Origin of the sequence: Enterobacter ludwigii, assembly GCF_001750725.1 — a bacterium.
GTDB classification, from domain to species: Bacteria; Pseudomonadota; Gammaproteobacteria; order Enterobacterales; family Enterobacteriaceae; genus Enterobacter; species Enterobacter ludwigii.
This window is the reverse complement of sequence record NZ_CP017279.1, coordinates 4,078,684-4,103,581: the sequence shown is the minus strand read 5'-3', so window position 1 is coordinate 4,103,581 and position 24,898 is coordinate 4,078,684. Positions and strand designations below refer to the sequence as shown.

Here is a 24,898-nt window from a genome sequence, read left to right as displayed (position 1 = left end):
CTGATCTTCTCTTCGCGCGAGGGAGTTGGGGTGAGGCCTGACATAGCGTCCAGGGGGCCCCATGAAACGCTCCGAAATCAATGAAATCCTTGGCCACACGCGGCAGTTCTTCTCCATGCACGATGTGCATCTCCCTCCCTTTGCCAGTTTTCCGCCGACGAAATGGCAGCAGCTTGACCCGGCCGCCTGGCAGGAAGTGTTTGATCTCAGGCTTGGCTGGGACGTAACGGCATTCGGCGGCGACCATTTTGCCGCACAGGGGCTAACGCTCTTTACCCTGCGCAATGGCTCACCGAACGGCGTGCCCTATGAAAAGTGCTATGCCGAAAAAATCATGCACGTCCGGGATGGTCAGGTGACGCCCATGCATTTTCACTGGCGTAAACGGGAAGACATCATCAACCGTGGCGGCGGAAACCTGATCGTCGAGTTATGGAATGCCGGCGCACATCAAGAACCTGAAAATACCGACGTGACCGTTACCCTCGACGGCTGTCTGCAGACCCACGCGCCCGGCAGTCAGTTACGCCTGCAACCCGGGGACAGCATCTGCCTCACCCCCGGCCTGTACCACAGTTTCTGGGGCGAACGCGGTTTTGGCGACGTACTGGTGGGGGAAGTGTCATCGGTGAATGACGATGAACACGATAACCATTTTTTACAGCCCATTGCCCGCTATAACAATATCGAAGAAGACGAACCGGCGGTGCTGGTGTTGTGCAACGAGTACAACCTGTTTCGGAAATAAGGAGTAAATAATGCCATTGATTTCTCTTGCCGACGGTCTTGAGCACGCCAGGAAACACCGCTACGCGCTCGGCGCGTTTAACGTTCTCGACTCCCATTTTTTGCGCGCGCTGTTTGCTGCCGCGAAACAGGAACGCTCGCCGTTTATCATTAATATTGCGGAAGTCCACTTTAAGTATGTCTCCCTGGAGTCGCTGGTCGAAGCGGTCAGGTTTGAAGCCGCCCGTCATGATATTCCGGTGGTGCTCAACCTCGATCACGGCCTGCATTTCGAGGCGGTGGTACGTGCGCTGCGCGTAGGCTTCAGCTCCGTGATGTTTGATGGCTCCACCCTGAGCTACGAAGAAAACATTCGCCAGACGCGGGAGGTGGTGAAGATGTGCCACGCGGTTGGCGTATCGGTAGAAGCGGAACTGGGCGCGGTAGGCGGTGACGAAGGTGGCGCGTTGTATGGCCATGCGGATGAGGCGTTGTTTACGGACCCGCTGCGGGCGCGCGAGTTTGTCGATGCCACCGGCATTGATGCGCTGGCGGTCGCCATTGGCAACGCGCACGGTAAATACAACGGCGAGCCAAAACTCGATTTCCCTCGTCTGGACGCCATTCGCCAGCAGACCGGCCTGCCGTTGGTCTTACACGGCGGCTCCGGCATCAGCGATGCCGATTTTCGTCGCGCCATCGAACTGGGGATCCATAAAATCAACTTTTATACCGGCATGTCACAGGCCGCGCTCTCTGCCGTTGAGCAACGGATGGCAAAACGTCAGCCTCTGTACGATGAATTTGCAGAACTGTTGCTGGGTATAGAAGAGGCGATTACCGATACGGTCGCCGCGCAAATGCGCATCTTTGGCAGCGCGGGGCAGGCATAATGGAACGTAAAGGGATTATCGCCGCCGGCAATATGCTGGTGGATCACGTCCACCAGATTGTGCAATGGCCGGAGCGCGGCTGGCTGGCGGAGATTACCCACAGCGAACGTTCAACCGGCGGTGCGCCGCTGAACGTCCTGCTGACGCTGGCCAAAATGCACGTTGGCCTGCCGCTGCAGGCCGTCGGCCTGATTGGCGAAGATACCGACGGCGATTACATCCTGGCGATGCTCGATCAGTATCACGTCAACCGCCAGCGGGTGCAGCGCACGACCTTTGCGCCAACCTCTATGTCGCAGGTTATGACCGACCCCAGCGGGCAGCGCACTTTTTTCCACTCCCCGGGCGCCAACCGTCTTCTGGATCTGCCCGCCTTCGACCGCCTCGACGGCGCGATGAAGATTTTCCACCTCGGCTACCTGTTACTGCTCGACAGCCTGGATATGCCCGATGACGAGTACGGCACCCGCAGCGCACGGCTGCTGGCCCAGATGCGCGATCAGGGGTATGAAACCTCGCTCGATCTGGTCTCGCGAAAGGGTGACCCTCGCTACCAGCCGCTGGTCCTCCCTGCCCTGCGCCATCTTGATTATCTGGTCATCAACGAACTGGAAGCCGGCGAGTTTAGCGGGCTGGAAATGCGCGACGAGAAAGATGCCCCGCACATTGCCCATATCGCGGAAGCCGCCTCACAGCTTCTGGCGGCTGGCGTGCGTCAGCGGGTGGTGATCCACTGTCCGGAAGGGGCGTGGGGGTTAACACCGGACGATGAAGGGCGCTGGATCCCCTCCTGGTTGCTGGAGCGGGAAGAGATTATCGGCAGCGTCGGGGCGGGTGATGCCTTCTGCGCAGGCTTCTTATACGGCTGCCATGAAGCGTTGCCGCTGATCGAGAGTATTTATCTGGCCCATGCCTGCGCGCGGGCAAGCCTGCTGGCTGCGAACGCCATTGATGGGGCAAAAACGCTGGCCGAGCTGCAACTGTTTATTAAAGAGAATATTTAAGCCGCTTTCTCGCTGTGAGACACATCGGCAGCAAAGACGTAGCCCAGCCCACGGACGGTTTTAATGAGTGCGGGCTGATGCGGGTTGGCTTCTATTTTACGGCGCAGGCGCATGATCAACACATCGATTGTGCGGTCGAACACCTCGGCACTTTCGCTGTGCGTCAGCTCGAGCAGTTGTTCCCGGCTGAGCACCCGCCGGGCGTTCTGGGTGAGCGCCAGCAGCAGACCATATTCTCCCTGGGTCAACGGTACGGGGTTACGCTGCGGATCGCTGAGTTCACAGCGGGAGGTATCCAGCGTCCAGCCATTGAACGTCACGCCCGCCACGCGTGGCACCGGGGTGTCTGCGGCCAGCGCCCCGGTACGGCGAAGCACGGCTTTAACCCGGGCAACCACCACGCGCGGGTTAAACGGTTTGCCAATATAATCGTCGGCCCCCATCTCCAGCCCCACCACCACGTCTGACTCACTGCCCAGCCCGGTCAGCATCACCACCGGCAGCTCCGGACGTTGCTTTTGCAGGTGCAGTAATACCTGCAGGCCGTTGATATCCGGCAGCATCATATCCAGCAGGACAAGGGCGATGTGTGGCTCATGCTGAACCAGACTCAGCGCGTCCTGGCCGTTATGGCAGACGAGCACGCTAAAGACGTGCTCACTCAGCACATCCTGCAGCAGCTCGCAAACTGCGGTATCGTCATCAACCACCAGAATCGCCGGTTTCATCGCATGCTTCCATCAGGGGATTATGTTAAGTCTGAACTATTCTGCCGTCGGCTCCAGCCAATTTGACTTTTACATGACGGAATTACAACCCATGTCACATCCACTGCCCATTCGACACGTCAATTTTGACGATTGGCTGTTTTTCGTCAGGGTTTTGCCCCTGTTTTGGCCGTAAAGTCTGCGGATACCCACAATAAAAACATGGCATAGAAGCTGCATAGTGGGGCGTAAGCATTGATTAACTGGAGCAGACTGATGAAAAAAGTCGTCACGGTTTGCCCTTATTGTGCCTCGGGTTGCAAGATCAACCTGGTGGTCGATAACGGCAAAATCGTCCGGGCGGAGGCCGCCCAGGGGAAAACCAACCAGGGCACGCTGTGCCTGAAAGGCTACTACGGCTGGGATTTTATTAACGATACCCAAATCCTTACCCCACGCCTGAAAACCCCTATGATCCGCCGCGAGCGCGGTGGCAAGCTGGAAGCCGTCTCCTGGAGCGAGGCGCTGGATTATGTCGCCACGCGCCTGAGCGCTATCAAAGCCAAGTATGGCCCGGATGCGATCCAGACTACCGGCTCTTCACGCGGTACCGGTAATGAAACCAACTATGTAATGCAAAAATTCGCGCGCGCCGTTATTGGTACCAATAACGTCGACTGCTGCGCTCGCGTCTGACACGGCCCATCGGTTGCAGGTCTGCACCAGTCGGTCGGTAACGGCGCTATGAGTAATGCGATTAACGAGATAGATAACACCGATCTCGTGTTTATTTTTGGCTATAACCCGGCGGATTCTCACCCTATCGTCGCGAACCACGTTATTCGCGCCAAACAGAATGGGGCGAAAATCATCGTCTGCGATCCGCGCAAAATTGAAACGGCACGTATTGCGGATATGCACATTGCACTGAAAAACGGCTCGAATATCGCGCTGTTGAATGCGATGGGCCACGTCATTATCGAGGAGAATCTCTACGACCAGGCGTTCGTCGCGACCCGTACGGAAGGGTTTGACGAGTATCGGAAAATTGTCGAAGGCTACACGCCGGAGTCCGTTGAAGCGATAACCGGCGTAAGCGCGCAAGAGATCCGTCAGGCAGCGCGGATGTACGCCGGGGCGAAAACCGCGGCCATTTTGTGGGGCATGGGCGTCACCCAGTTCTATCAGGGCGTGGAAACCGTACGCTCCCTGACAAGCCTCGCGATGCTGACCGGAAATCTGGGCAAACCGCATGTGGGCGTGAACCCGGTGCGTGGTCAGAATAACGTGCAGGGTGCGTGTGACATGGGCGCACTGCCGGATACCTATCCGGGCTATCAGTACGTTAAGTTCCCGGAAAATCGTGAGAAATTCGCGAGGGCCTGGGGCGTGGAGAGCCTGCCGGAACATACCGGGTATCGCATCAGCGAGCTGCCGCACCGTGCGGCGCACGGTGAAGTGCGTGCCGCCTACATTATGGGTGAAGATCCGCTGCAGACCGACGCCGAGCTGTCAGCGGTGCGTAAAGGCTTTGAGGATCTCGAACTGGTGATTGTCCAGGACATCTTTATGACCAAAACCGCGGCGGCGGCGGATGTGATTTTACCGTCAACGTCATGGGGCGAGCATGAAGGTGTTTACACGGCGGCAGACCGCGGCTTCCAGCGCTTCTTCAAAGCGGTGGAGCCGAAGTGGGATCTGAAAACCGACTGGCAGATCATCAGCGAAATCGCCACCCGCATGGGTTATCCGATGCACTACAACAACACTCAGGAAATCTGGGACGAGTTGCGCAAACTGTGTCCGGACTTCACGGGTGCCACCTATGAGAAAATGGGTGAGCTGGGGTATATCCAGTGGCCGTGCCGCGATGAGTCAGAGGCCGATCAGGGCACGTCGTATCTCTTTAAAGAGAAGTTCGACACCCCGAACGGACTGGCGCAGTTCTTCACCTGCGACTGGGTCGCGCCAATCGATAAACTCACCGATGAGTATCCGATGGTGCTCTCTACCGTACGTGAAGTGGGCCACTACTCCTGTCGTTCGATGACCGGTAACTGCGCTGCGCTGGCGGCACTGGCGGATGAACCGGGCTATGCGCAGATCAACACCGCTGACGCAGAGCGTCTGGGTATTGAAGATGAAGCCCTGATCTGGGTGCACTCGCGTAAAGGACGCATCATTACCCGTGCGCAGGTCAGCGACCGACCTAACAAAGGGGCGGTCTATATGACCTACCAGTGGTGGATTGGTGCCTGCAACGAACTGGTGACGGAGAACTTAAGCCCGATAACCAAAACGCCGGAGTATAAGTACTGCGCCGTACGCGTGGAGCCGATTGCCGACCAGCACGCCGCGGAACAGTATGTGATTGACGAATATAGCAAGCTGAAAGCCAGACTGCGCGAAAGCGCGTTGGGTTAATGCCGTTAATTAATCGATGAATAAAAGGGGGTGACTTATTCACCCCTTTTTTATTTCTTAATAAGCTATTTATATTATCAATATATATTGTGCACGCTGCCCCGCAGCAATAATGTCATTAGCACCGAAATAAATACCCGGCTTTGTATTTTAATTCAGTGAGAGAATCTCCCCCGCGAGCGTCTAATGCCCTCTTTCACAAGCATTATTGTGAGACGAAACGCGGCGGACACCGGGAAATGTTCATTCACCTTTACCGCGCCCGTTTTTTTCTTCTGCGACGACGATTATACTGCGCGGCGTGTACCCAGATGATAAGAATCCATGAAATCAATTTTTCTGATGTTGTTATTTTTTACGTCACTCGTCCACGCGGATGAGATTGGCAGCCAGTACAAGCAACAGGCGGAAGCGGGTGACGCCCGCGCCCAGTATTACCTTGCCGATACCTACTTCAGTTCCGGCGACAGCAAGCAGGCCGCGCAGTGGGCAGAGAAAGCAGCAAAAGGGGGCGATGTCGACGCCATGGCGTTGTTATCGCAAATCCAGTTTACACAGGGCGATTACGCGCAGGCCAAAGCGCTGGCGCAGCAGGCCACTATCGCCGGCAGTAAACGCGGCGCAATTATGCTGGCACGCGTGCTGGTCAACACCCAGGCAGGGAAAACTGACTACCCACAGGCCATCGCACTGCTGCAAACGGCAACCGAAGATATCGACAACGACTCCGCGGTGGATGCGCAAATGCTGCTGGGGATGATTTATGCCAACGGCGTTGAGGTGGCGCAGGACGACGTCAAAGCCGCGTCGTGGTTCAAACGCAGCTCCTCCCTCTCACGTACGGGTTACGCGGAGTACTGGGCCGGAATGCTGTTCCAGCAGGGCGAGAAAGGCTTTATAACGCCGAATAAGCAGAAAGCGCTCTACTGGCTGAACCTGAGCTGTACCGAAGGGTTTGATACGGGATGTGAAGAATTTGACGCGTTGAGTGGGGAGTAAAGCCTCTTACACGGCCCTCTCTTTTGGCAGAGAGGGAATACGAAAAGGCCGGGTTAACCCCGGCCTTTTTATTTTACTGGTCTGCGGTCTTATCAAAACGACCCAGCACTTCGCGTTCATACGCCAGCGCTTTTTTACGGTCGAATTTGTGCTCCCACTTAGCGATAACCAGCACCGCCAGGGCGTTACCCACCACATTCAGCGCCGTACGCGCCATGTCGAGGATACGGTCGACACCGGCGATAAACGCCAGACCTTCCAGCGGGATCCCTACGCTGCCCAGGGTTGCCAGCAGCACGACAAAGGAGACGCCAGGTACGCCTGCGATGCCTTTTGAGGTCACCATGAGGGTCAGCACCAGCACGATCTCCTGCCACAGAGACAGGTCAATGCCGTACAGCTGAGCAATAAAGATAGCCGCAATACTCTGGTACAGCGTTGAGCCGTCCAGGTTAAAGGAGTAGCCGGTTGGCACCACAAAGCTGGTAATCGACGCCGGCGCGCCGTAGGCCTCCATCTTCTCGATAATACGCGGCAGTACGCTTTCAGAGCTTGCCGTGGAGTACGCGAGAATCAACTCATCTTTGAGAATACGGATCAGGATCCAGATGCTCAGCCCACACAGGCGCGCCACAATTCCCAGCACCACCAGCGCGAAGAACAGGATGGCGAAGTGAACCAGAATCACCAGCTTCGCCAGCGGCCACAGGGAGGCGAAACCGAAGTTCGCCACGGTTACCGCGATAAGCGCAAACACCCCAACCGGCGCGTAGCGCATCACCATGTGAGTCACTTTGAACATGGTTTCAGAAATTGAGCGGAACACGGTGACCAGCGGTTCACGGTGCGTGGCAGGCAGGGAGGAGAGACCCAGACCAAACAACACCGAGAAGAAGATGATCGGCAGCATCTCGCCCTTCGCCATGGAAGCCACGATGTTGGTCGGCACCAGCGAAAGGATGGTTCCCATCAGGCCATGCGCGTGGCTCTGTACTTCAGCGGTAGTGCTTTGATATTTCGAAATATCCACCGTCGCCAGCTGCGACATATCGATCCCGGATCCTGGCTGGAACACGTTCGCCAGTGTGATGCCCAGAATGATGGCAATCGTCGTGATCACTTCGAAATAAAGAATTGTCTTCGCGCCGATACGGCCTAACTGTTTTGCATCCCCCACACCGGCAATGCCGACGACCAGCGTTGAGATAACAATCGGTACGACAATCATCTTGATCAGATGAATAAAGATATCTCCTGCCGGGGAGAGCAGGTTCGCAATCAGCCACTCGCGGCTGTCGCTGTGATAATGCAGGTAACTACCCAGCAGGATACCCAGCACAAGGGCTAGCAAGATTTGCCAGGCCAGGCTGACTTTAACGTTTTTCATAGAAACTGACTTCCTCAATGAAGCGCCCTATTCACATAAACTGCATGAATATGGATACATACTGAAAGGGTATGAATTGTGTTGCGTTGGTTTATGGGATTTTTTAACGCGGCGTATGAGTATCATTTGCGCGGCATGTTGCGCAAGCCTTAAAGAACGGCACATTTCGCTGCAAAAAGCGGCCATGACGTGAGTTTGTCACAATTCCCATCAATAACTTTTTGTTATAAAAAGGCTTTTTTAATGGAAATTGTGAATAATCGGCACGGTGAATTATTTTCCTTCAAAGTTTCATTCGCTCATTTTTCATACTCTTCAAACAATGCGTGATCTGTAGCCCAAATAATAAACAAAGCTTGTAAAGCCCCTACTATTAACGTTTTTGAGACATATTATTAACATCTTACAAGGAGAAAAAAAGCCATGAGCCAAGTACATAAACACGACATTCCCGCAAACATTGCGGACCGTTGCCTGATAAACCCGGAGCAGTACCACGAGAAGTATCAGCAATCCGTCTCCAGCCCGGACGTCTTCTGGGGTGAGCAGGGCCATATTCTTGACTGGATTAAACCTTATCAGAAGGTGAAGAACACCTCCTTTGCGCCCGGCAACGTCTCCATTAAATGGTACGAAGACGGCACGCTGAACCTGGCAGCAAACTGTCTTGACCGCCACCTTGCCGAACGCGGTAATGAAACGGCCATTATCTGGGAGGGCGACGACGCCTCTCAAAGCAAACACATTACTTATAAAGAACTGCACCGCGATGTGTGCCGCTTTGCCAACGTTCTGCTGGAAAGGGGCATTAAAAAAGGCGACGTGGTGGCTATCTATATGCCAATGGTGCCTGAAGCGGCGGTAGCCATGCTGGCCTGCGCGCGCATCGGTGCGATTCACTCGGTGATTTTTGGCGGCTTCTCACCGGAAGCGGTAGCCGGACGTATTGTCGATTCCAGCTCGAAACTGGTGATCACGGCCGATGAAGGCGTGCGCGCTGGTCGTGGCATTCCCCTGAAGAAAAACGTCGATGAAGCGCTGAAAAATCCGAACGTGAAAACCGTCAGCAACGTCATCGTTCTCAAGCGTACCGGCGGCAAGATTGACTGGAACGAAGGACGCGACCTGTGGTGGAGCGATCTGATTGAAAAAGCCAGCGACCAGCATCAGCCGGAAGAGATGAACGCGGAAGATCCGCTGTTTATTCTTTACACCTCCGGCTCAACCGGCAAACCGAAAGGCGTGCTGCACACCACCGGCGGCTATCTGGTCTATGCCGCTACCACCTTCAAGTACGTATTCGACTACCATCCGGGCGACATTTACTGGTGTACTGCCGACGTGGGCTGGGTCACCGGTCACAGCTACCTGCTATACGGCCCGCTGGCCTGTGGTGCCACTACGCTGATGTTTGAAGGCGTACCGAACTGGCCAACGCCGGCACGCATGTGTCAGGTGGTCGACAAACACAAGGTCAATATTCTCTATACCGCCCCAACGGCGATCCGCGCATTAATGGCGGAAGGCGATAAGGCCATTGAAGGCACTGACCGCTCTTCGCTGCGCATCCTCGGTTCCGTTGGCGAGCCCATCAACCCGGAAGCCTGGGAGTGGTACTGGAAGAAAATCGGCAACGAAAAATGTCCGGTAATGGACACCTGGTGGCAGACCGAAACCGGCGGCTTTATGATCACCCCTATGCCGGGTGCGACGCAGTTAAAAGCCGGTTCAGCAACTCAACCGTTCTTCGGCGTACAACCTGCTCTGGTGGATAACGAAGGCAATCCGCTGGACGGGGCCACCGAAGGCAATCTGGTGATCACCGATTCCTGGCCGGGCCAGGCGCGTACCCTGTTCGGCGACCACGAGCGCTTTGAGCAGACCTACTTCTCGACCTTTAAAAATATGTACTTTAGCGGTGACGGCGCCCGGCGTGACGAGGACGGTTATTACTGGATAACCGGGCGCGTGGACGACGTGCTGAACGTCTCCGGCCACCGTCTGGGTACCGCGGAGATTGAATCCGCGCTGGTATCTCATCCGAAGATCGCCGAAGCCGCCGTCGTCGGGATCCCACACAACATTAAAGGCCAGGCGATTTACGCCTACGTCACGCTGAATCATGGCGAAGAGCCGTCACCAGAGCTGTATGCCGAGGTGCGCAACTGGGTACGTAAAGAGATTGGCCCGCTTGCCACGCCGGACGTGCTGCACTGGACCGACTCTCTGCCGAAAACCCGCTCAGGCAAAATTATGCGCCGCATATTGCGCAAAATCGCAGCCGGTGACACCAGCAACCTCGGTGATACCTCAACGCTTGCCGATCCTGGCGTGGTGGAAAAACTGCTCGAAGAGAAGCAGTCCATCGCAATGCCATCGTAACGCGATCTCCCCTCTCCCCCCGGGAGAGGGAATAAAAAACCTCCCCTATAAATACTTCTGGAGACCTCTGATGAATAACGATATTTGTCAGCAGATAGAGAATAGTGCGCACTACAGGGAGCTCGTGGATAAACGGCAACGGTTTGCCTTCTTACTTTCCATCATCATGCTGATTATTTACGTCGGCTTTATTCTGCTGATTGCCTTTGCCCCACACTGGCTCGGTACGCCGCTGCACGCGGGCACCAGCGTCACGCGCGGAATTCCGATTGGGATTGGCGTGATAATCATTTCGTTTGTGCTGACCGGCGTGTACGTCTGGCGCGCCAATGGCGAATTCGATCGTCTTAACAGAGCAGTCCTGGCAGAGGTAAAAGCATCATGAAGAGAGTCCTGACGGCGCTTGCCGCCACACTTCCCTTTGCCGCCAACGCCGCTGATGCCATCACCGGCGAGGTACAGCGCCAGCCAACCAACTGGCAGGCGATTATCATGTTCCTGATTTTCGTGCTGCTGACGCTGTACATCACGTACTGGGCCTCGAAACGCGTGCGCTCCCGTAATGATTACTACACCGCAGGCGGCAACATTACCGGTTTTCAGAACGGGCTGGCGATTGCAGGCGACTTTATGTCCGCTGCCTCCTTCCTCGGTATCTCCGCGCTGGTGTACACCTCCGGCTACGATGGTCTGATTTACTCCCTCGGCTTCCTCGTGGGCTGGCCGATTATTTTGTTCCTGATCGCAGAACGCTTGCGCAACCTGGGCCGCTATACCTTCGCAGACGTGGCCTCCTACCGGCTGAAGCAGGGGCCGATTCGTACCCTCTCCGCCTGCGGCTCGTTGGTGGTGGTCGCGCTGTATCTGATTGCGCAGATGGTCGGCGCGGGTAAATTGATCGAACTGCTGTTCGGCCTGAACTACCACATCGCGGTGGTGCTGGTGGGTGTGCTGATGGTGATGTACGTCCTGTTCGGCGGCATGCTGGCCACGACCTGGGTGCAAATCATCAAAGCGGTCCTGCTGCTGTTCGGCGCCAGCTTTATGGCCTTTATGGTCATGAAACACGTCGGGTTCAGCTTCAATAATCTGTTCACTGAAGCAATGGCGGTACACCCGAAAGGGGAAGCGATCATGAGCCCTGGCGGGCTGGTGAAAGACCCTATTTCTGCGCTTTCGCTCGGTCTGGGTCTGATGTTTGGTACGGCCGGCTTGCCACACATTCTGATGCGTTTCTTCACCGTGAGCGATGCGCGTGAAGCGCGCAAGAGCGTCTTCTACGCCACGGGCTTTATGGGTTACTTCTACATCCTGACCTTTATCATTGGTTTTGGCGCCATCATGCTGGTGGGGGCGAATCCGGCGTTTAAAGACGCGGCGGGCGGGCTGATTGGCGGTAACAACATGGCGGCAGTGCATCTGGCCGACGCGGTAGGCGGTAACCTGTTCCTTGGCTTTATCTCGGCCGTGGCCTTCGCCACCATCCTCGCGGTGGTTGCCGGGCTGACGCTGGCGGGTGCGTCTGCGGTATCGCACGACCTCTATGCCAACGTTATCCGCAAAGGGGCAAGCGAGCGTGATGAGCTGAAAGTCTCGAAAATCACCGTGCTGGTGCTGGGCGTGGTCGCTATTCTGCTGGGGATTTTGTTCGAGAAGCAGAACATCGCCTTTATGGTGGGGCTGGCCTTCTCCATTGCGGCAAGCTGTAACTTCCCTATCATCCTGCTCTCCATGTACTGGTCAAAACTGACCACCCGTGGGGCGATGATTGGCGGCTGGCTGGGGCTTTTGACGGCAGTGATTCTGATGGTCCTTGGCCCGACGATTTGGGTACAGATCCTCGGTCACGAAAGCGCTATCTTCCCGTATGAATACCCGGCGCTGTTCTCCATTGCCGTGGCGTTTATTGGTATCTGGATCTTCTCCGCGACCGATAACTCGCCGGAAGGTAACCTGGAACGTGAGAAATTCCGCGCCCAGTTTATCCGCTCACAAACGGGTCTGGGCGTCGAGCAAGGCCGCGCGCACTAACCTCGTCTCCCCGGCCTTTCCGGCCGGGGAAATCAGAACATCACCCACGCCACCAGCGGTGCAATCAATACCATCACCACGCCCGAGAGCATCATCACCAGGCTTGCCACCACCCCTTCCTGCTGCCCGAGTTCATACGAACGTGCCGTTCCCGCACCGTGCGATGCCGCGCCAAATCCCGCCCCTTTCGCCATTCCTTCACGGATCGACAGCCGCAAAAAAAGCATGTCGCCAACCGCCATCCCGAAGACACCCGTCACGACCACAAATAACGCGACCAGATCCGGCTGTCCACCGAGCGGCTTGGCCGCGGCCAGCGCAAACGGGGTGGTGACCGAACGGACGGCCAGGCTGCGCTGAATTTCATCGGGCAGCGTAAACAGCCGGGCCAGCCAGACGGAACTGCAGACCGCCACCACCGTGGCCGTGATCACGCCAGCGCTGAGCGACATCCAGTGGCGTTTGATGATCGCCAGGTTGTCATACACCGGTACCGCAAAGGCAATGGTCGCAGGCCCCAGTAGCCACAGCAGCCAGTGGGATTCCCCAATGTAGTTCTGCCAGGAGATATGCCCGAAGACCAGCATCAGGACCAGCAGGATCGGCGTGAAGACCAGCGGCATCAGCGGCAGCGCGTGAAAACGGCGATACAGCCGTTTATTGGCAAAGTAGATCGCCAGGGTGGCAATCAGGCACAACACGCTTATCTGGAAGTTAGTCATGCTTTTGCCTGCTGATTTCAAACCGATACACTTTATCAACCACCCAGGCGGTGGCCCCCAGCACCATCAGCGTGCTCAGCGCAATGACCGCGAAGATACGCCAGCCATCTACCCTCAGCAGTTGCGCATAGTTCACCACCGCGACCACGGCAGGCACAAAGAACAGCAGCATCTCCGCCAGCAGCCAGCGCGCGCCGGCGCGTACCCAGTTGAGGGGGATAACGCGGCAGAGGATAAGCGTCAGCATCAGTACCATTCCGACCAGGTTGGCAGGCAGCGGCAGATGCAACCAGTTGACAAGATATTCCGCGAAAACAAACAGTCCCGCATAAAGCAGTACCTGAACCGGTACCTGAAGTCGTTGCACAACGGCAGGCGTAACACGGCTTAACGCCACGGCCATGGGGGTTTTCCTCAAAAATGAGACGAGGCGCCAGTATAGTGAGCGCACGTAATGGACTGAAATGAATTAAAATCATCAAAGGTATAGTTCCGAGGAATAATCATGGACATAAGAACGCTGCGCTATTTTGTCGAAGTGGTTCGTCAGCAAAGTTTTACCCGCGCAGCGGAGAAGTTGTTTGTAACCCAACCCACCATCAGCAAGATGCTGAAAAACCTCGAAGATGAACTGAACTGCACCCTGCTTATCCGCGACGGACGCAAGCTGCTGCTGACCGATACCGGGCGGGTCGTCTTTGAACGCGGGCTGGCGATCCTGGCGGAGTTCCGCCAGCTGGAAGCGGAGCTTGGCGATATCAATCACCTGACAAAAGGGCTGCTGCGCCTCGGCATCCCGCCGATGGTTGGGATGATGATGGCCGGCCCCATCAGCCTGTTTCGCCAGCGTTATCCCGGCGTTGAGCTGAAAATTTCCGAGTTTGGCGGCTTAACGGTTCAACAGGCGGTCACCAACGGCGAGCTGGATGTCGCCATGACCGCCCTCCCCGTGGAGGAAGAGAGCGGTCTGGCGACGCTGCCGCTCTTTAGCCACCCGCTGTGCGTGCTGGTACCCCGCTCTGGTGACTGGCTGAAGGTCGACACGGTGAAACCCGAACGGCTCGGAGAACACCCGCTGCTGATTTACAACGAAGATTTCGCCCTCAGCCGCCAGCTGATGGCGCTGTTTAATCAACACAACGTGAAGCCGCGCATTGCGGTGCGCAGCGGGCAGTGGGATTTCCTGGCCGCGATGGTGCAGGCAGGCGTCGGCATTGCGATATTGCCGCAGCCGATTTGCGAACGGCTCGATAAAAACACCCTGCACTGGATCCCGCTGGAAAGCGATTTACACTGGCAGTTAGGGATGATTTGGCGCGAAGGGGTTTATTTATCGCACAGCGCGCAGGCGTGGCTGAAATGCTGTGAAGGGTTTTGGGTCCCCTGACCCTCTCCGGGAGGAGAGGGTCAGGGTGAGGGCATCAGCCCGCACGGACTACTGATTCTCAATCAGCAAGGCTTCCAGCAAATCCAGATCGTGCAGCAGTTTTTGCAGCGTCTCATTGCTGATTTGCCGCGTGGCGCGCAGGTGGTACAGCTCGGCACGCTCTGAGCGCAGCGCCGCCAGACGGAACCGACGCTCCAGGTTCTCCTCCTGCAGCGAACTTTCCACATCGTTGCGGCCATCGGCACGACGACGCAGGTTACCAATCACGCGCGAGCTCACTTCGGTCAGCAGCTGGTTGTCGATGTTCTCTTCCGTGTCCGCCGCAAGACGTTCTTCCATCTTCTGAATGGCCACAATCGCCACTTCAGCGGTCGCCGCGCGGGCAATACGCTCCTCTTTATGCTGCTGAGTCGAGTCACCCGTCTCAATATGCTGCAGCAGAAGAGGCAGCATTATCACGCCGACAAACAGTGAGAACAGAATCACCCCTGCCGCCAGGAACACCAGTTCATAGCGCGCCGGGAAGACATCGCCCGTGGGCAGCAGCAGCGGAATGGACAGCACACCGGCAAGCGTAATCGCCCCGCGAACACCAGCAAAAGAAGCAATCAGCAGCTCCCGCGTGGTCCACGAGCCGAACTCCATCGGTTTTTTCGTCAGGAAGCGCATGCTGAATTTTTTCATCGTCCACAGCCAGCCGAAACGCACCAGCATCAGCGCCATGTAGATCAGCACGATATCGGTGAACAACATCCACGTTTCGACGTTCGGGTCGGCCTCGGCCGCCACCAGCGAGGATTCCATGATGCCCGGCAACTGCAGGCCCAGGAGCAGGAACACCATACCGTTAAAGACAAATTCCAGCATCGCCCAGGTGCTGTTCGCACGCAGGCGCATGGCCAGCGGCGCGCGGCGCATTACGCCGGAGCGGGTGATGGTCATCCCTGCCGCCACCGCCGCCAGAATGCCCGACACGCCGATATGCTCGGCAATCAGGTAAGAGGCAAACGGCAGAAGGAACAGCAGCACAATCTGTGTCGCCGGTTCATCGCCGCCCCAGCGGCTGAGGAAGCGCAGCGAACGACCATACAGCCAGCTCACCACAAACCCGGCCAGGATACCGCCAATCGCCACCTTGAAGAATTCCAGGGTCGCGCCGCCTACGGTAAAGATCATCGTGCCCATCGCGACGGCCACGGCAAATTTCAGGGCAACCAGGCCAGAGGCGTCATTCATCAGCGCCTCACCCTGTAAAATCCCCATGATTTTCTTCGGAATACGGCCTTCACCGACAATGCCGGACAACGCCACGGCATCGGTTGGTGACAGCACCGCGGCCAGCGCAAAGGCCGGAATTAACGGAATGCCCGGTACCGCCCAGTAGATCAGGAAACCAATCCCGACCACCGTGACCACCACGAGCGCCAGCGCCAGACCTAATATCTCTCGCCCGTGTTCAAGGAATTCACGCGTGGGCGTTTTCCAGCCATCGGCAAACAGCAGCGGCGGAATAAACAGCACGAGGAACAGTTCGGGGTCGAACTCCACGTGCAGGCCAAACGTCGGCCACGCCAGCAGCGCGCCGATGGCAATTTGCATTAATGGCAGGGGGACCTGAAAGGGCAGTACGCGTGTGACTACCCCGGATAGCGAGACCACAAGAGTCATGATGAGTATTGTGAAGAAGATTTCCATGCGTTCCCTGTTTGCTGTGTTTCTTAAAAGCCAAACCTAAGGCGTCGTGCCTGTTATTCTATCTTCCCCAGAGTAACGCAAAAGACAACGGGATGAGTCCTGAAAATAAAAACGGGCGGCCTGAGCCACCCGTTTTCGCATCAATGGACAACTTAGATTGCCCAGCCGCCCGCGTAGAACGCCACCAGCGCGACGGCAATCACAACGGTGCCGATGTTCAGCTTGCGCCACTCGCCGGAGACCAGACGCCCAATCACCAGCGACGCGAAACCGATCATGATGCCGGTCACGATATTACAGGTCAGCACGATAAAGACCGCCGTGATGAGGCCTGACATCGCATCCACAAAATCAGCAAAATCGATTTTCGCCACGTTGCTCAGCATCAGCAGACCAACGTACATCAGCGCAGGTGCGGTCGCGTAGGCCGGCACCAGGTAGGAGAGCGGAGAGAGGAACAGGATCAGCAGGAACAGCACGCCAACGGTAATGGCCGTCAGGCCGGTTTTACCGCCTGCCGCCGTACCCGCAGCGGACTCGATATAGACCGCAGCCGGAGCCGCGCCCACCAGACCCGAGAAGACGCTGCTCAGGGAGTCGGTGGTCAGCGCTTTGCCGCCATCGATAATCTGACCGTCTTTATCCAGCAGGTTCGCCTGACCCGCGACGGCACGGATGGTACCCGTTGCATCAAACACCGCGGTCATCACCAGCGCCAGCACGCTTGGCAGGATCACCGGGTTCAACGCCCCCATGATATCCAGACTGCCAATCAAAGAGTTGCCTTTGTCATCGCTCAGCGACGGCATGGCGAAAATCCCGGAGAAGTGAACATTAGGATCGAAAATCAGGCCAACAATGGACACCCCGATAATGGTCAGCAAAATGCCGCCCGGGACTTTCAGTTTTTCCAGACCAATAATTACCGCCAGACCGATCAGGGACATAATGACCGGGAAGCTCGCGAAGTGCCCCAACGCCACCGGCAGACCGTCCAGCGGGTTCTTGATCACCAGGCCGACGCCGTTTGCGGCAATCAGCAGCAGGAACAGCCCGATACCAATGCCGGTGCCATGCGCCACGCCCTGAGGCAGGTTGCGCAAAATCCAGCTACGGATGCCGGTGGCGGAGATAACGGTAAACAGTACACCCATCAGGAACACGGCGCCGAGCGCAACCGGTACGCTGATGTGCTGACCCAGAACCAGGCTGAAAGCGGTAAAGGCGGTCAACGAGATTGCACAACCGATCGCCAGCGGCAGGTTCGCCCACAGGCCCATCACGATGGAGCCAACGCCCGCCACGAGACAGGTAGCAACAAAGACGGCCGCCGGTGGGAAGCCCGCTTTACCCAGCATACCCGGAACGACAATGACGGAGTAAACCATCGCCAGAAACGTGGTCAGACCGGCAACGATTTCCTGGCGCACGGTGCTGCCGCGAGCCGAAATTTTAAAGATGGCGTCAAGCGAACCGCCAGTACGCGCAGATGGCGTAGACATAGAAAACATCCCCTGAGAGTTTTTATAGAAAGTCCGTAAGCGTGGTGGAGACGCCACTGCCAGCTAAACGTCAAATCCGTGTTTTGCATTTGCGACGAAAGGGGCGTCACAGAAAAAGCAAACGTTTAGCTCCGCGCTTACAAACGGGTGGTCAAATTAAGGCAAACGATTATCTAGCCTAATCCCCGCCCTTTTCAACTGAACTTTATCGTTTTTCGCTAAAATTCCCTTATGACGCTGAAGAAATAAACAGAGGATGCGCAAACGTTATCGTCTGTGCGCAATTTGTTTACATTTCACTCCCCACCCGGAATCGATAACGGGCCACCTTGCTCCAGCGTTTTTTGCCAGCCAGGGCTGCTCTCTACTTTTTTCTTCCAGGCCTGGGTATGCGGGAGGTTATCGATGCCACCGCGCGCCAGCAGGGCAAAAATCGGGAAACTCATCTGAATATCCGCCATGCTGAGCGCGTCGCCGGCAAACCAGCTGTTTTCGGCAAGATGCGACTCAATAAAGCGTGCATGGGTTTCAAGCTGGCGGTTGAGATACGCTTTTTGCACTCCCTGCCCCAGCGCTTTACCCAACGTGCGGATACCAAACGGCACGGGCGGCTTACCGAGGCTACTGAAAACCAGCTTCATCAACAGCAGCGGCATTAGCGAACCTTCGGCATAGTGCAACCAGAAGCGGTATTGCACCTTATGCGCAGGATCCAGAGGCTTAAGCTGCGACTCAGGATCGTAGGTTTCCTGAAGATATTCGAGGATGGCCCCCGACTCGGCGAGGATCAGGCCGTTATCTTCAATAACCGGCGATTTGCCCAACGGGTGCACTTTTTTGAGCGACTCAGGCGCCAGCATGCTCTTTTCGCGCTGGTAACGAACAATCTCATAGGGCAGGGAAAGTTCTTCCAGCGCCCAGATCACACGGTGTGAGCGGGACTGGTTCAGGTGGTGTACCGTGAGCATTGTGTTCTCCTTTTATTCATACTTTTTAACTATAGAAAATCGAACAACACCGCGAAAAAAATTCGCCTAAAAAACGGCCTGACCGACTGGCGAAAAGACGGGTCTTGCATAGAATTAAAGTGTCAGCACAATCCGGAACCTCCCCAACACGCTCGACATGAGGGGTGCTGATGTCGGGGGAAACCCTCCCGTGAACCAGCGGGATAGAGTGAAAGACAAAGACCGGGAAAAACTAAAGCGCCCTTTTGTGGCGCTTTAGTTCTTTATGAGGTGCGGTTTTCTGCCGCATCTCAGTCTTCCTCCAGCAACCGCGCCCCTGTCCCCTGCTCACCCAACCTGTCGCCCGGGTTACGCAACGGACAATCACTGCGCGACAAACAGCCGCAGCCAATACATCCGTCCAGTTCATCACGCAGCGCTACCAGCGTGTGAATGCGTCGATCCAGCTCTTCACGCCACTGAGAGGAAAGCTCTTTCCACTCTTTCGGGCTGAGAGAGTGCCCTTCCGGCAGCACGCCGAACGCATCGCCGATGGTGGCCAGGGGGATTCCGATTCGTTGGGCAATTTTGATAATTGCGACATAACGGAGCACGTCACGCGTGTAGCGTCGCTGGTTTCCGGCGTTTCGGATGCTTTTAATTAACCCTTTGCTTTCATAGAAGTGAAGCGCCGACACCGCAACACCGCTTCGCTTCGCCACTTCGCCGGGGGTTAACAACGCTTTAATTCGCGGCAATCTCTTTTCCATAAAACCTCTTTACCTCAAGTTAACTTGAGGAATTATACTCGCCCGCAGAGAAAACGACGAATCAACCAGGGCAGTTGTATCTACAGAGGGGCAACCTTATGTCGCATCAGCAAATTATTCAGACACTTATTGAATGGATTGATGAACATATCGACCAACCGTTGAACATTGATGTGGTCGCTAAAAAATCCGGCTATTCGAAATGGTATTTACAGAGAATGTTCCGTACCGTTATGCACCAGACGCTGGGTGAGTACATTCGTCAGCGCAGACTGCTGCTGGCGGCGCAGGCCTTACGCTCAACGCAGCGGCCCATTTTTGATATCGCGATGGATCTGGGTTATGTGTCGCAACAAACCTTTTCCCGCGTGTTTCGCCGCGAGTTTGACCGCACACCGAGCGACTATCGCCACCAGTTGAATTAATGGCTCTCAATGCAAAGGTTGCTGCTGCCAGGTCATAAACTCCTGGGGCGGCATCGCTTTCGCGAAGTGCCATCCCTGACAGAACTGAACGCCACGCTTCAACAACCAGCTCACCTGTTCTGCCGTTTCCACCCCTTCCGCAATGGTTTTAAGCCGCAGGCTTTGTGCCATCTCAATAATATGCTCGGCGATAAGGTGGCTGGTGCTGTTGGTTGTTAGGGTGTCGATAAAGGATTTGTCGATTTTCAGAATATCGACATTCAGCGAATAAAGGTTGTGCAGGTTAGAGTAACCCGTTCCAAAATCATCAATCGCCACTTCGTAACCCGCCTGACGGAACGCCTGAATAACCGGAGTGGTTTTAGGGACATCAATAAAACCGCGCTCCGTGACTTCAATTTTAATTTGCTGCGCACGCACGGCGTAGTGTCGGGCCTTGTCCGAAATCATGGCGATCAGCCGTGAAGAGTGGAAATCCGTGGCCGACAGGTTAATTGAAATATAGAGATGCGGATGCGTTGCCAGGAATGTGCCCAGATCGCTGAATACCTCTTCGACAACATAATCCGTAATTCGCTCGCTCATGCCTTCTTTTTCCGCCAGCGGAATAAATTCAGCCGGGCTCATGACCGGTCCGTTAAAGCCAGGCCAGCGTAATAACGCCTCGGCTCCCACGCACTGGTTGTTCTTGATATCAATAATCGGCTGATAGTGGACACAAAGCTGGCGTTTATTGAGCGCTCGCTGCAGTAACCGCCCGGGAGAATTGAGTTCACGATGGGTGCGAGACCACACCAGCAAAATAATTATGCTGCAGATCATCCCCAGCGGTAGCGTCAACGTCGCCTGGTGATAAAGCATTTCATAAAAACGTTTATTCGATGTCGACACGATAGCGGCAATAGGCCGTTTTGGGGATTTGACGACCGTATAAAAACGGTTATCTTTTTGAAATACCGATTCCTTATCCCGAATCATCGAACTTAATAAAGAAACATTCGCGCGCTGACTGACGGAAAAGAATGCATTCGTTACCGTGTCGTATACCCCCCACGAAAGGGAATGATCTGTCGACATTACTTCGCTGTAGGAAAGCGGATTGACCACCACAACATAATTTCCGCGCTGCATATATGTCATTTTATAGCCAGTGAAAAATGGCGTATCGCGATAATAATAGATAGCAACGTCAGGTTTACGTGTGTAATTAGCAGTGGATATCAGATAAGGATTGGCGGGTGTAAAAGCGGTCGAACAAAGAAAATTCTGGCCTTCTGCATAAATTAAATCCGCAACAAACAGACGACCGCGAACAACGTTCAACATATATTGGCGATGTTCTGGTGTACAACGTTCACCCTGATATTTTTCAGCCTCGTCGCGGGCCAGATCAACCTGTTGAATTACCAGTTCTGTTTTGTCTAACGCCAGTTCAGCAAAGGTACGTAGCTGGGCGCTTGTTTCCGACACGGCTCTTATCTGGGCAAACCATAGCGCAAGCATCACCGGCAGCATAACTACCATGATGATCCCTACCACCCTGAGCATCTTGCGCCGCGCGCTACGATTCATTTCCCGCCCTATATCCCTGCATGTTGTACGCCTGTAGTAATGAAGGCCGGATGCTTTGTTTAACAGGTGATTACGTTGCATGAATCATGCGAAGTTAGCAACTGACTTTTAGTATTAAAAATCTTAATTTTCGTTATGACGATAATATTTTCCCGTAAGCTAAACTGTAAGTATTCGTTCCGTTTCAATTAAGGAAAATAATTATCCAGCGGGTACGGGAGGTTTGAAGATAACACAACAGAGGATCGTTGATTAAGCCAAACTTCTGGCAGTGTGAAAAAACAACAACGGCAACATGACATTTTATGCTATTTACTCGCGCGTATTTTGTTTTTTGATTTATAAATAATCAGCAGCCACCACCGTTTTCCCCCGACCCGTACGCTTGGCGTCATATAATGCTTTATCGGCACGCATCAGTAATCCTGAAGTATCGCGTTGGCCCTGGCAGACCTCCACCGCCCCGGCGCTGAATGACAGCACCAGCTTTTTCTCTCCCACCACGAGCGGGTTGGTTTTGAGGGCAGTACGTAGCCTCGCCGAAAAAAGGGCGCCCGCGTTGCCGTCGGTTCGTGCCAGCAGGAGCAAAAACTCCTCGCCGCCCACACGGCCAAGCGCAGCATTCTCGGGGCTTAACTCACGGATAGCCTGGCAAAAGTGGATAAGTGCCCGATCGCCCACCTGATGCCCCCACCGATCGTTGATCTGTTTGAAAAAATCCAGGTCAAACATGAGCACGCAAAAATGGCTGTCAGCATCCTGCCTGGCATTTGCCGCCAGCGCGGATTCCAGCTGCTGTAAAATGGTTGAACGGTTAAAACACCCGGTAAGATCGTCCGTGGTGGCTTTCACTTCCAGCTGCTGTTCGGCTTTTTTACGTTCGGTAATATCAAGCCCGATATTCAGGACTGAGCTGTCCGGCAGCAGAATGTTTGACCACAAAACCGTCAACGGCGTACCGTCTTTACGCAGTGGATGCCACTCGTACATATCCTTTAGCGGCGAGACATTTACCGACTCCCTGACCCGTCGCCGCTCTTCCGGGTCGGGGTAAAACAGTGAGAGCGGATCGGCATGGGCGCTGATCTCCGCCATTGTCCAGCCAAACACTTTTTCACACTCAGCATTCCACAGCACGCAGCGGTTAAATTTATCGAATGAGTTCATTAAAACAGGCGCTCGTTCAAACAGGGTTTTATATTGGGTCACCACACGCTGCATTTCCTGCGCTGTTTTTTCACGAACGATAATTTCTGAAAAATAGTCTTTTAATTTTTCGACCAGTACCGCAACAATACTTTTCAGGATGGACAGAGAATATAACGGCTCAGCAAACGCCAGAAAAAAATAGCCGCTGCCTTGTCCGTTATGGGTTGAAAGCTTGCATAACACCCCGCTTTGCAATTGCGAATAGCCAGGATGATGAGCGGAGAATAATGCGCGGCCGATATTCTCTTTCCAGTAGACGACCCGCCACGCGCGGTGATGCTTCTCCAGCAGAGTACCGGCAAGAAAATCGGCCACCTCAAATGAGTGACAGGTCACTTCACCGGCACAGACCACGCGCTGCAGCCCGTCAGTATCAACGCTAATCCAGGCCAGGCTTGCCCCGAAGGCCCGGTTGATCGTCTCAAGCATCTCGCCCAGCGAACAATGGGCGTGAAGCTGGGGCATCAGATCTGCCAGCGCATGCAACGCCTGCAGGCTGTCATTAACAATCTCACGTCGTTTTTCTTTCATTTTTTTCGCAGATTATTAAGCGTTAAACCGGACGCAACTTTCTTCAGATTCAAAAATCGGCGAGCCAGAGCAGGATGCTGAATATCAGCACAGCTGGAGTGCGAGACGTTGTGTGTAATTAAAAACGTACAAAGAGAAAAAAACCAATAAAATTCAAAAACCTGAATTATAGAATGCGAGTAAATTTATTTATCCACTCAAGCATAATCCAAAGGGTTGTTGCTGTAAACGTTCTACAGCACACCTCAATTTGCAGAGGATTTGTTATCTCAATGAATTTATTACCTGGAAGCGATAAAAGGGGGTCATTAGCGTGCAAAGATATATTTTCCCCTCAATCCTCGTGCGACGCCTGGCTGTGATAATTCCTGCTTTTTTCACCCTTCTGAGGCTGGCGAATAAATCAACAAATGTGATATAGTTCACACATATTTTGTAACGAGAAACACTGTTTCATTCAGTTCGTCTGTTTTGTTGAGGATGGGTTTTATGGCAACCATTACTACCAGCATGGTTCTCCTGCGCTGGCCTTTGTTAAGTGCGGTGCTGATGTTCCTGGCCAGCACGCTAAACATTCAGTTTCGTAAATCTGACTATGCTGGCCTTGCTGTCATCAGCACCCTGTTGGGGTTGGGCGCAGCATGCTGGTTCGCAACGGGCCTGCTTGGCATCACCCTGCTGGATCTCGCTGCCGTCTGGGAAAATATTAAAGTGGTCATGGTGGAAGCCATGAGCCATACCCCGCCAGACTGGCCGATGGTGATTACCTGATCCCTGAGATGAATAAAAAAACCCAGACCGAGGTCTGGGTTTTTTGTTTTAAACAGTCGGATATCAGAACGGAATATCGTCGTCGAAGTCCATTGGGGGTTCGTTAGACGGTGCTGGCGCGGACTGCTGCTGTGGGCGAGACTGCGCGCCACCGCTGAACTGGTTGCCGCCCTGTGGCTGCTGAGGCTGACCCCAACCGCCCTGCTGCTGCTGACCGCCACCTGCTGGTGCGCCACCGCCCTGACGGCCACCGAGCATCTGCATGGTGCCACCCACGTTGACCACAACTTCCGTGGTGTACTTCTCAGCGCCGGCTTGATCGGTCCATTTGCGGGTACGCAGCTGGCCTTCAATATAAACCTGAGAACCTTTACGCAGATACTCACCAGCCACTTCCGCCAGTTTGCCAAACAGCACTACGCGGTGCCATTCGGTCTGCTCTTTCATCTCACCGGTCGCTTTATCACGCCAGGATTCGGAAGTAGCCAGCGTAATGTTGGCAACTGCGCCACCACTCGGCATGTAGCGTACTTCCGGGTCCTGGCCCAGATTACCGACGAGAATCACCTTGTTTACGCCTCTGCTGGCCATGTTCGTGTCTCCTGAATACGTTTCTTAATAGTGTAAACGCGCGAGTGTACCATTTCCACGCTGCAATTTGCATAGTTGCGTAGTCGGTTCCGAAATCTCTCGCGAACTCGACATTGTTACACAGTGAATCAGAAAATGCATTCCAATACTGTATATTCAAACAGGTCATTTTGTGTCATAATTAGCCGTTTCTGACAGCCGTTTGTCCTTCAAACAAACCAGG

22 protein-coding genes are annotated in these 24,898 nt (G+C 54.8%); 11 read left to right on the top strand and 11 right to left on the bottom strand.

Going from position 1 to position 24,898, the window contains the following annotated elements:
- The first annotated feature begins 61 nt into the window (after positions 1-61).
- Genes BH714_RS19255 through BH714_RS19245 form a run of 3 tightly spaced genes read left to right on the top strand, consistent with a single transcriptional unit; the run spans position 62 to position 2,623 of the window.
- Positions 62-748, top strand: a complete 687-nt coding sequence (locus tag BH714_RS19255; RefSeq protein ID WP_014168242.1) for a D-lyxose/D-mannose isomerase — start codon at positions 62-64, stop codon at positions 746-748.
- A gap of 10 nt (positions 749-758) precedes the next feature.
- Complete coding sequence (locus tag BH714_RS19250) at positions 759-1,619, top strand: ketose 1,6-bisphosphate aldolase (protein WP_040018694.1); 861 nt, start codon at positions 759-761, stop codon at positions 1,617-1,619.
- On the top strand, positions 1,616-2,623 hold the full coding sequence (locus BH714_RS19245) for a carbohydrate kinase family protein (RefSeq protein ID WP_088202995.1): 1,008 nt from the start codon (positions 1,616-1,618) through the stop codon (positions 2,621-2,623). The genes BH714_RS19250 and BH714_RS19245 overlap by 4 nt, the downstream gene beginning before the upstream one ends.
- On the opposite strand, the gene BH714_RS19240 is transcribed toward BH714_RS19245, so the two are convergent.
- Positions 2,620-3,351, bottom strand: coding sequence for a response regulator (locus tag BH714_RS19240; RefSeq protein ID WP_014168239.1), 732 nt, complete (start codon positions 3,349-3,351; stop codon positions 2,620-2,622). The genes BH714_RS19245 and BH714_RS19240 overlap by 4 nt on opposite strands.
- A 255-nt stretch (positions 3,352-3,606) precedes the next feature.
- Here BH714_RS19240 and fdhF point away from each other — a divergent pair, with 255 nt between their 5' ends.
- Both fdhF and BH714_RS19225 read left to right on the top strand, forming a co-directional pair.
- Positions 3,607-5,754 (top strand): formate dehydrogenase subunit alpha, encoded by a 2,148-nt coding sequence (gene fdhF, locus BH714_RS19230; protein WP_080471945.1) that lies wholly within the window; start codon positions 3,607-3,609, stop codon positions 5,752-5,754.
- A gap of 324 nt (positions 5,755-6,078) precedes the next feature.
- Complete coding sequence (locus BH714_RS19225; protein WP_014168236.1) at positions 6,079-6,753, top strand: tetratricopeptide repeat protein; 675 nt, start codon at positions 6,079-6,081, stop codon at positions 6,751-6,753.
- Between the two features lie 73 nt (positions 6,754-6,826).
- On the opposite strand, the gene gltP is transcribed toward BH714_RS19225, so the two are convergent.
- A complete protein-coding gene (gene gltP / locus BH714_RS19220; protein WP_013095082.1) occupies positions 6,827-8,140 on the bottom strand; it encodes a glutamate/aspartate:proton symporter GltP in 1,314 nt (437 codons plus the stop codon).
- A 423-nt stretch (positions 8,141-8,563) separates the two neighbouring features.
- Here gltP and acs point away from each other — a divergent pair, with 423 nt between their 5' ends.
- From acs to actP, 3 genes are all read left to right on the top strand, one after another.
- Positions 8,564-10,522: an acetate--CoA ligase gene (gene acs, locus BH714_RS19215; protein ID WP_020882831.1), complete on the top strand. Its 1,959-nt coding sequence runs from the start codon at positions 8,564-8,566 to the stop codon at positions 10,520-10,522.
- A gap of 70 nt (positions 10,523-10,592) precedes the next feature.
- Complete coding sequence (locus BH714_RS19210) at positions 10,593-10,907, top strand: DUF485 domain-containing protein (protein WP_014168233.1); 315 nt, start codon at positions 10,593-10,595, stop codon at positions 10,905-10,907.
- Complete coding sequence (gene actP, locus BH714_RS19205; protein WP_025206383.1) at positions 10,904-12,553, top strand: cation/acetate symporter ActP; 1,650 nt, start codon at positions 10,904-10,906, stop codon at positions 12,551-12,553. The genes BH714_RS19210 and actP overlap by 4 nt, the downstream gene beginning before the upstream one ends.
- 32 nt (positions 12,554-12,585) lie before the next feature.
- On the opposite strand, the gene BH714_RS19200 is transcribed toward actP, so the two are convergent.
- Together BH714_RS19200 and BH714_RS19195 are read right to left on the bottom strand one after the other, a co-directional pair.
- Entirely contained in the window at positions 12,586-13,275 is a 690-nt protein-coding gene (locus tag BH714_RS19200) for an LrgB family protein (RefSeq protein WP_023310063.1), read from the bottom strand.
- Entirely contained in the window at positions 13,268-13,678 is a 411-nt protein-coding gene (locus tag BH714_RS19195; protein ID WP_032679393.1) for a CidA/LrgA family protein, read from the bottom strand. Before BH714_RS19195 ends, BH714_RS19200 begins: the two co-directional genes overlap by 8 nt.
- Positions 13,679-13,780: 102 nt before the next feature.
- Here BH714_RS19195 and BH714_RS19190 point away from each other — a divergent pair, with 102 nt between their 5' ends.
- Entirely contained in the window at positions 13,781-14,662 is an 882-nt protein-coding gene (locus BH714_RS19190; RefSeq protein WP_040018688.1) for a LysR family transcriptional regulator, read from the top strand.
- 48 nt (positions 14,663-14,710) lie between these two features.
- On the opposite strand, the gene BH714_RS19185 is transcribed toward BH714_RS19190, so the two are convergent.
- The 4 genes from BH714_RS19185 to soxR all read right to left on the bottom strand — a co-directional run bounded on the left by BH714_RS19185 (position 14,711) and on the right by soxR (position 19,576).
- Complete coding sequence (locus BH714_RS19185) at positions 14,711-16,357, bottom strand: Na+/H+ antiporter (protein ID WP_014168228.1); 1,647 nt, start codon at positions 16,355-16,357, stop codon at positions 14,711-14,713.
- 152 nt (positions 16,358-16,509) lie between these two features.
- A complete protein-coding gene (gene ghxP, locus BH714_RS19180) occupies positions 16,510-17,859 on the bottom strand; it encodes a guanine/hypoxanthine transporter GhxP (protein ID WP_020882835.1) in 1,350 nt (449 codons plus the stop codon).
- Positions 17,860-18,155: 296 nt separating this feature from the next.
- Positions 18,156-18,827: a glutathione S-transferase family protein gene (locus BH714_RS19175; protein WP_040018687.1), complete on the bottom strand. Its 672-nt coding sequence runs from the start codon at positions 18,825-18,827 to the stop codon at positions 18,156-18,158.
- Positions 18,828-19,117: 290 nt separating this feature from the next.
- Entirely contained in the window at positions 19,118-19,576 is a 459-nt protein-coding gene (gene soxR / locus BH714_RS19170) for a redox-sensitive transcriptional activator SoxR (RefSeq protein ID WP_014168225.1), read from the bottom strand.
- A gap of 98 nt (positions 19,577-19,674) precedes the next feature.
- Here soxR and soxS point away from each other — a divergent pair, with 98 nt between their 5' ends.
- Positions 19,675-20,001, top strand: a complete 327-nt coding sequence (gene soxS, locus BH714_RS19165; protein ID WP_013095071.1) for a superoxide response transcriptional regulator SoxS — start codon at positions 19,675-19,677, stop codon at positions 19,999-20,001.
- 6 nt (positions 20,002-20,007) lie between these two features.
- On the opposite strand, the gene BH714_RS19160 is transcribed toward soxS, so the two are convergent.
- Together BH714_RS19160 and BH714_RS19155 are read right to left on the bottom strand one after the other, a co-directional pair.
- Positions 20,008-21,573, bottom strand: coding sequence for an EAL domain-containing protein (locus BH714_RS19160; protein ID WP_040018686.1), 1,566 nt, complete (start codon positions 21,571-21,573; stop codon positions 20,008-20,010).
- A gap of 339 nt (positions 21,574-21,912) precedes the next feature.
- Complete coding sequence (locus BH714_RS19155) at positions 21,913-23,313, bottom strand: sensor domain-containing diguanylate cyclase (protein ID WP_040018685.1); 1,401 nt, start codon at positions 23,311-23,313, stop codon at positions 21,913-21,915.
- Between the two features lie 489 nt (positions 23,314-23,802).
- Between BH714_RS19155 and BH714_RS19150 the strand changes: the two genes are divergently transcribed.
- Entirely contained in the window at positions 23,803-24,084 is a 282-nt protein-coding gene (locus tag BH714_RS19150) for a YjcB family protein (RefSeq protein ID WP_020882839.1), read from the top strand.
- 63 nt (positions 24,085-24,147) lie between these two features.
- Here BH714_RS19150 and ssb1 read toward each other — a convergent pair whose 3' ends face one another.
- Positions 24,148-24,675, bottom strand: a complete 528-nt coding sequence (gene ssb1 / locus BH714_RS19145; RefSeq protein WP_020882840.1) for a single-stranded DNA-binding protein SSB1 — start codon at positions 24,673-24,675, stop codon at positions 24,148-24,150.
- Positions 24,676-24,898 lie beyond the last annotated feature (223 nt).

Bases quoted from the DNA above. Each gene is read 5' to 3' on its own strand.
- BH714_RS19255 (WP_014168242.1), top strand. From the start codon at position 62: ATGAAACGCTCCGAAATCAATGAAATCCTTGGCCACACGCGGCAGTTC.
- BH714_RS19250 (WP_040018694.1), top strand. From the start codon at position 759: ATGCCATTGATTTCTCTTGCCGACGGTCTTGAGCACGCCAGGAAACAC.
- BH714_RS19240 (WP_014168239.1), bottom strand. From the start codon at position 3,351: ATGAAACCGGCGATTCTGGTGGTTGATGACGATACCGCAGTTTGCGAG.
- BH714_RS19225 (WP_014168236.1), top strand. From the start codon at position 6,079: ATGAAATCAATTTTTCTGATGTTGTTATTTTTTACGTCACTCGTCCAC.
- gltP (WP_013095082.1), bottom strand. From the start codon at position 8,140: ATGAAAAACGTTAAAGTCAGCCTGGCCTGGCAAATCTTGCTAGCCCTT.
- acs (WP_020882831.1), top strand. From the start codon at position 8,564: ATGAGCCAAGTACATAAACACGACATTCCCGCAAACATTGCGGACCGT.
- BH714_RS19210 (WP_014168233.1), top strand. From the start codon at position 10,593: ATGAATAACGATATTTGTCAGCAGATAGAGAATAGTGCGCACTACAGG.
- actP (WP_025206383.1), top strand. From the start codon at position 10,904: ATGAAGAGAGTCCTGACGGCGCTTGCCGCCACACTTCCCTTTGCCGCC.
- BH714_RS19200 (WP_023310063.1), bottom strand. From the start codon at position 13,275: ATGACTAACTTCCAGATAAGCGTGTTGTGCCTGATTGCCACCCTGGCG.
- BH714_RS19195 (WP_032679393.1), bottom strand. From the start codon at position 13,678: ATGGCCGTGGCGTTAAGCCGTGTTACGCCTGCCGTTGTGCAACGACTT.
- BH714_RS19190 (WP_040018688.1), top strand. From the start codon at position 13,781: ATGGACATAAGAACGCTGCGCTATTTTGTCGAAGTGGTTCGTCAGCAA.
- BH714_RS19185 (WP_014168228.1), bottom strand. From the start codon at position 16,357: ATGGAAATCTTCTTCACAATACTCATCATGACTCTTGTGGTCTCGCTA.
- ghxP (WP_020882835.1), bottom strand. From the start codon at position 17,859: ATGTCTACGCCATCTGCGCGTACTGGCGGTTCGCTTGACGCCATCTTT.
- BH714_RS19175 (WP_040018687.1), bottom strand. From the start codon at position 18,827: ATGCTCACGGTACACCACCTGAACCAGTCCCGCTCACACCGTGTGATC.
- soxR (WP_014168225.1), bottom strand. From the start codon at position 19,576: ATGGAAAAGAGATTGCCGCGAATTAAAGCGTTGTTAACCCCCGGCGAA.
- soxS (WP_013095071.1), top strand. From the start codon at position 19,675: ATGTCGCATCAGCAAATTATTCAGACACTTATTGAATGGATTGATGAA.
- BH714_RS19160 (WP_040018686.1), bottom strand. From the start codon at position 21,573: ATGAATCGTAGCGCGCGGCGCAAGATGCTCAGGGTGGTAGGGATCATC.
- BH714_RS19155 (WP_040018685.1), bottom strand. From the start codon at position 23,313: ATGAAAGAAAAACGACGTGAGATTGTTAATGACAGCCTGCAGGCGTTG.
- BH714_RS19150 (WP_020882839.1), top strand. From the start codon at position 23,803: ATGGCAACCATTACTACCAGCATGGTTCTCCTGCGCTGGCCTTTGTTA.
- ssb1 (WP_020882840.1), bottom strand. From the start codon at position 24,675: ATGGCCAGCAGAGGCGTAAACAAGGTGATTCTCGTCGGTAATCTGGGC.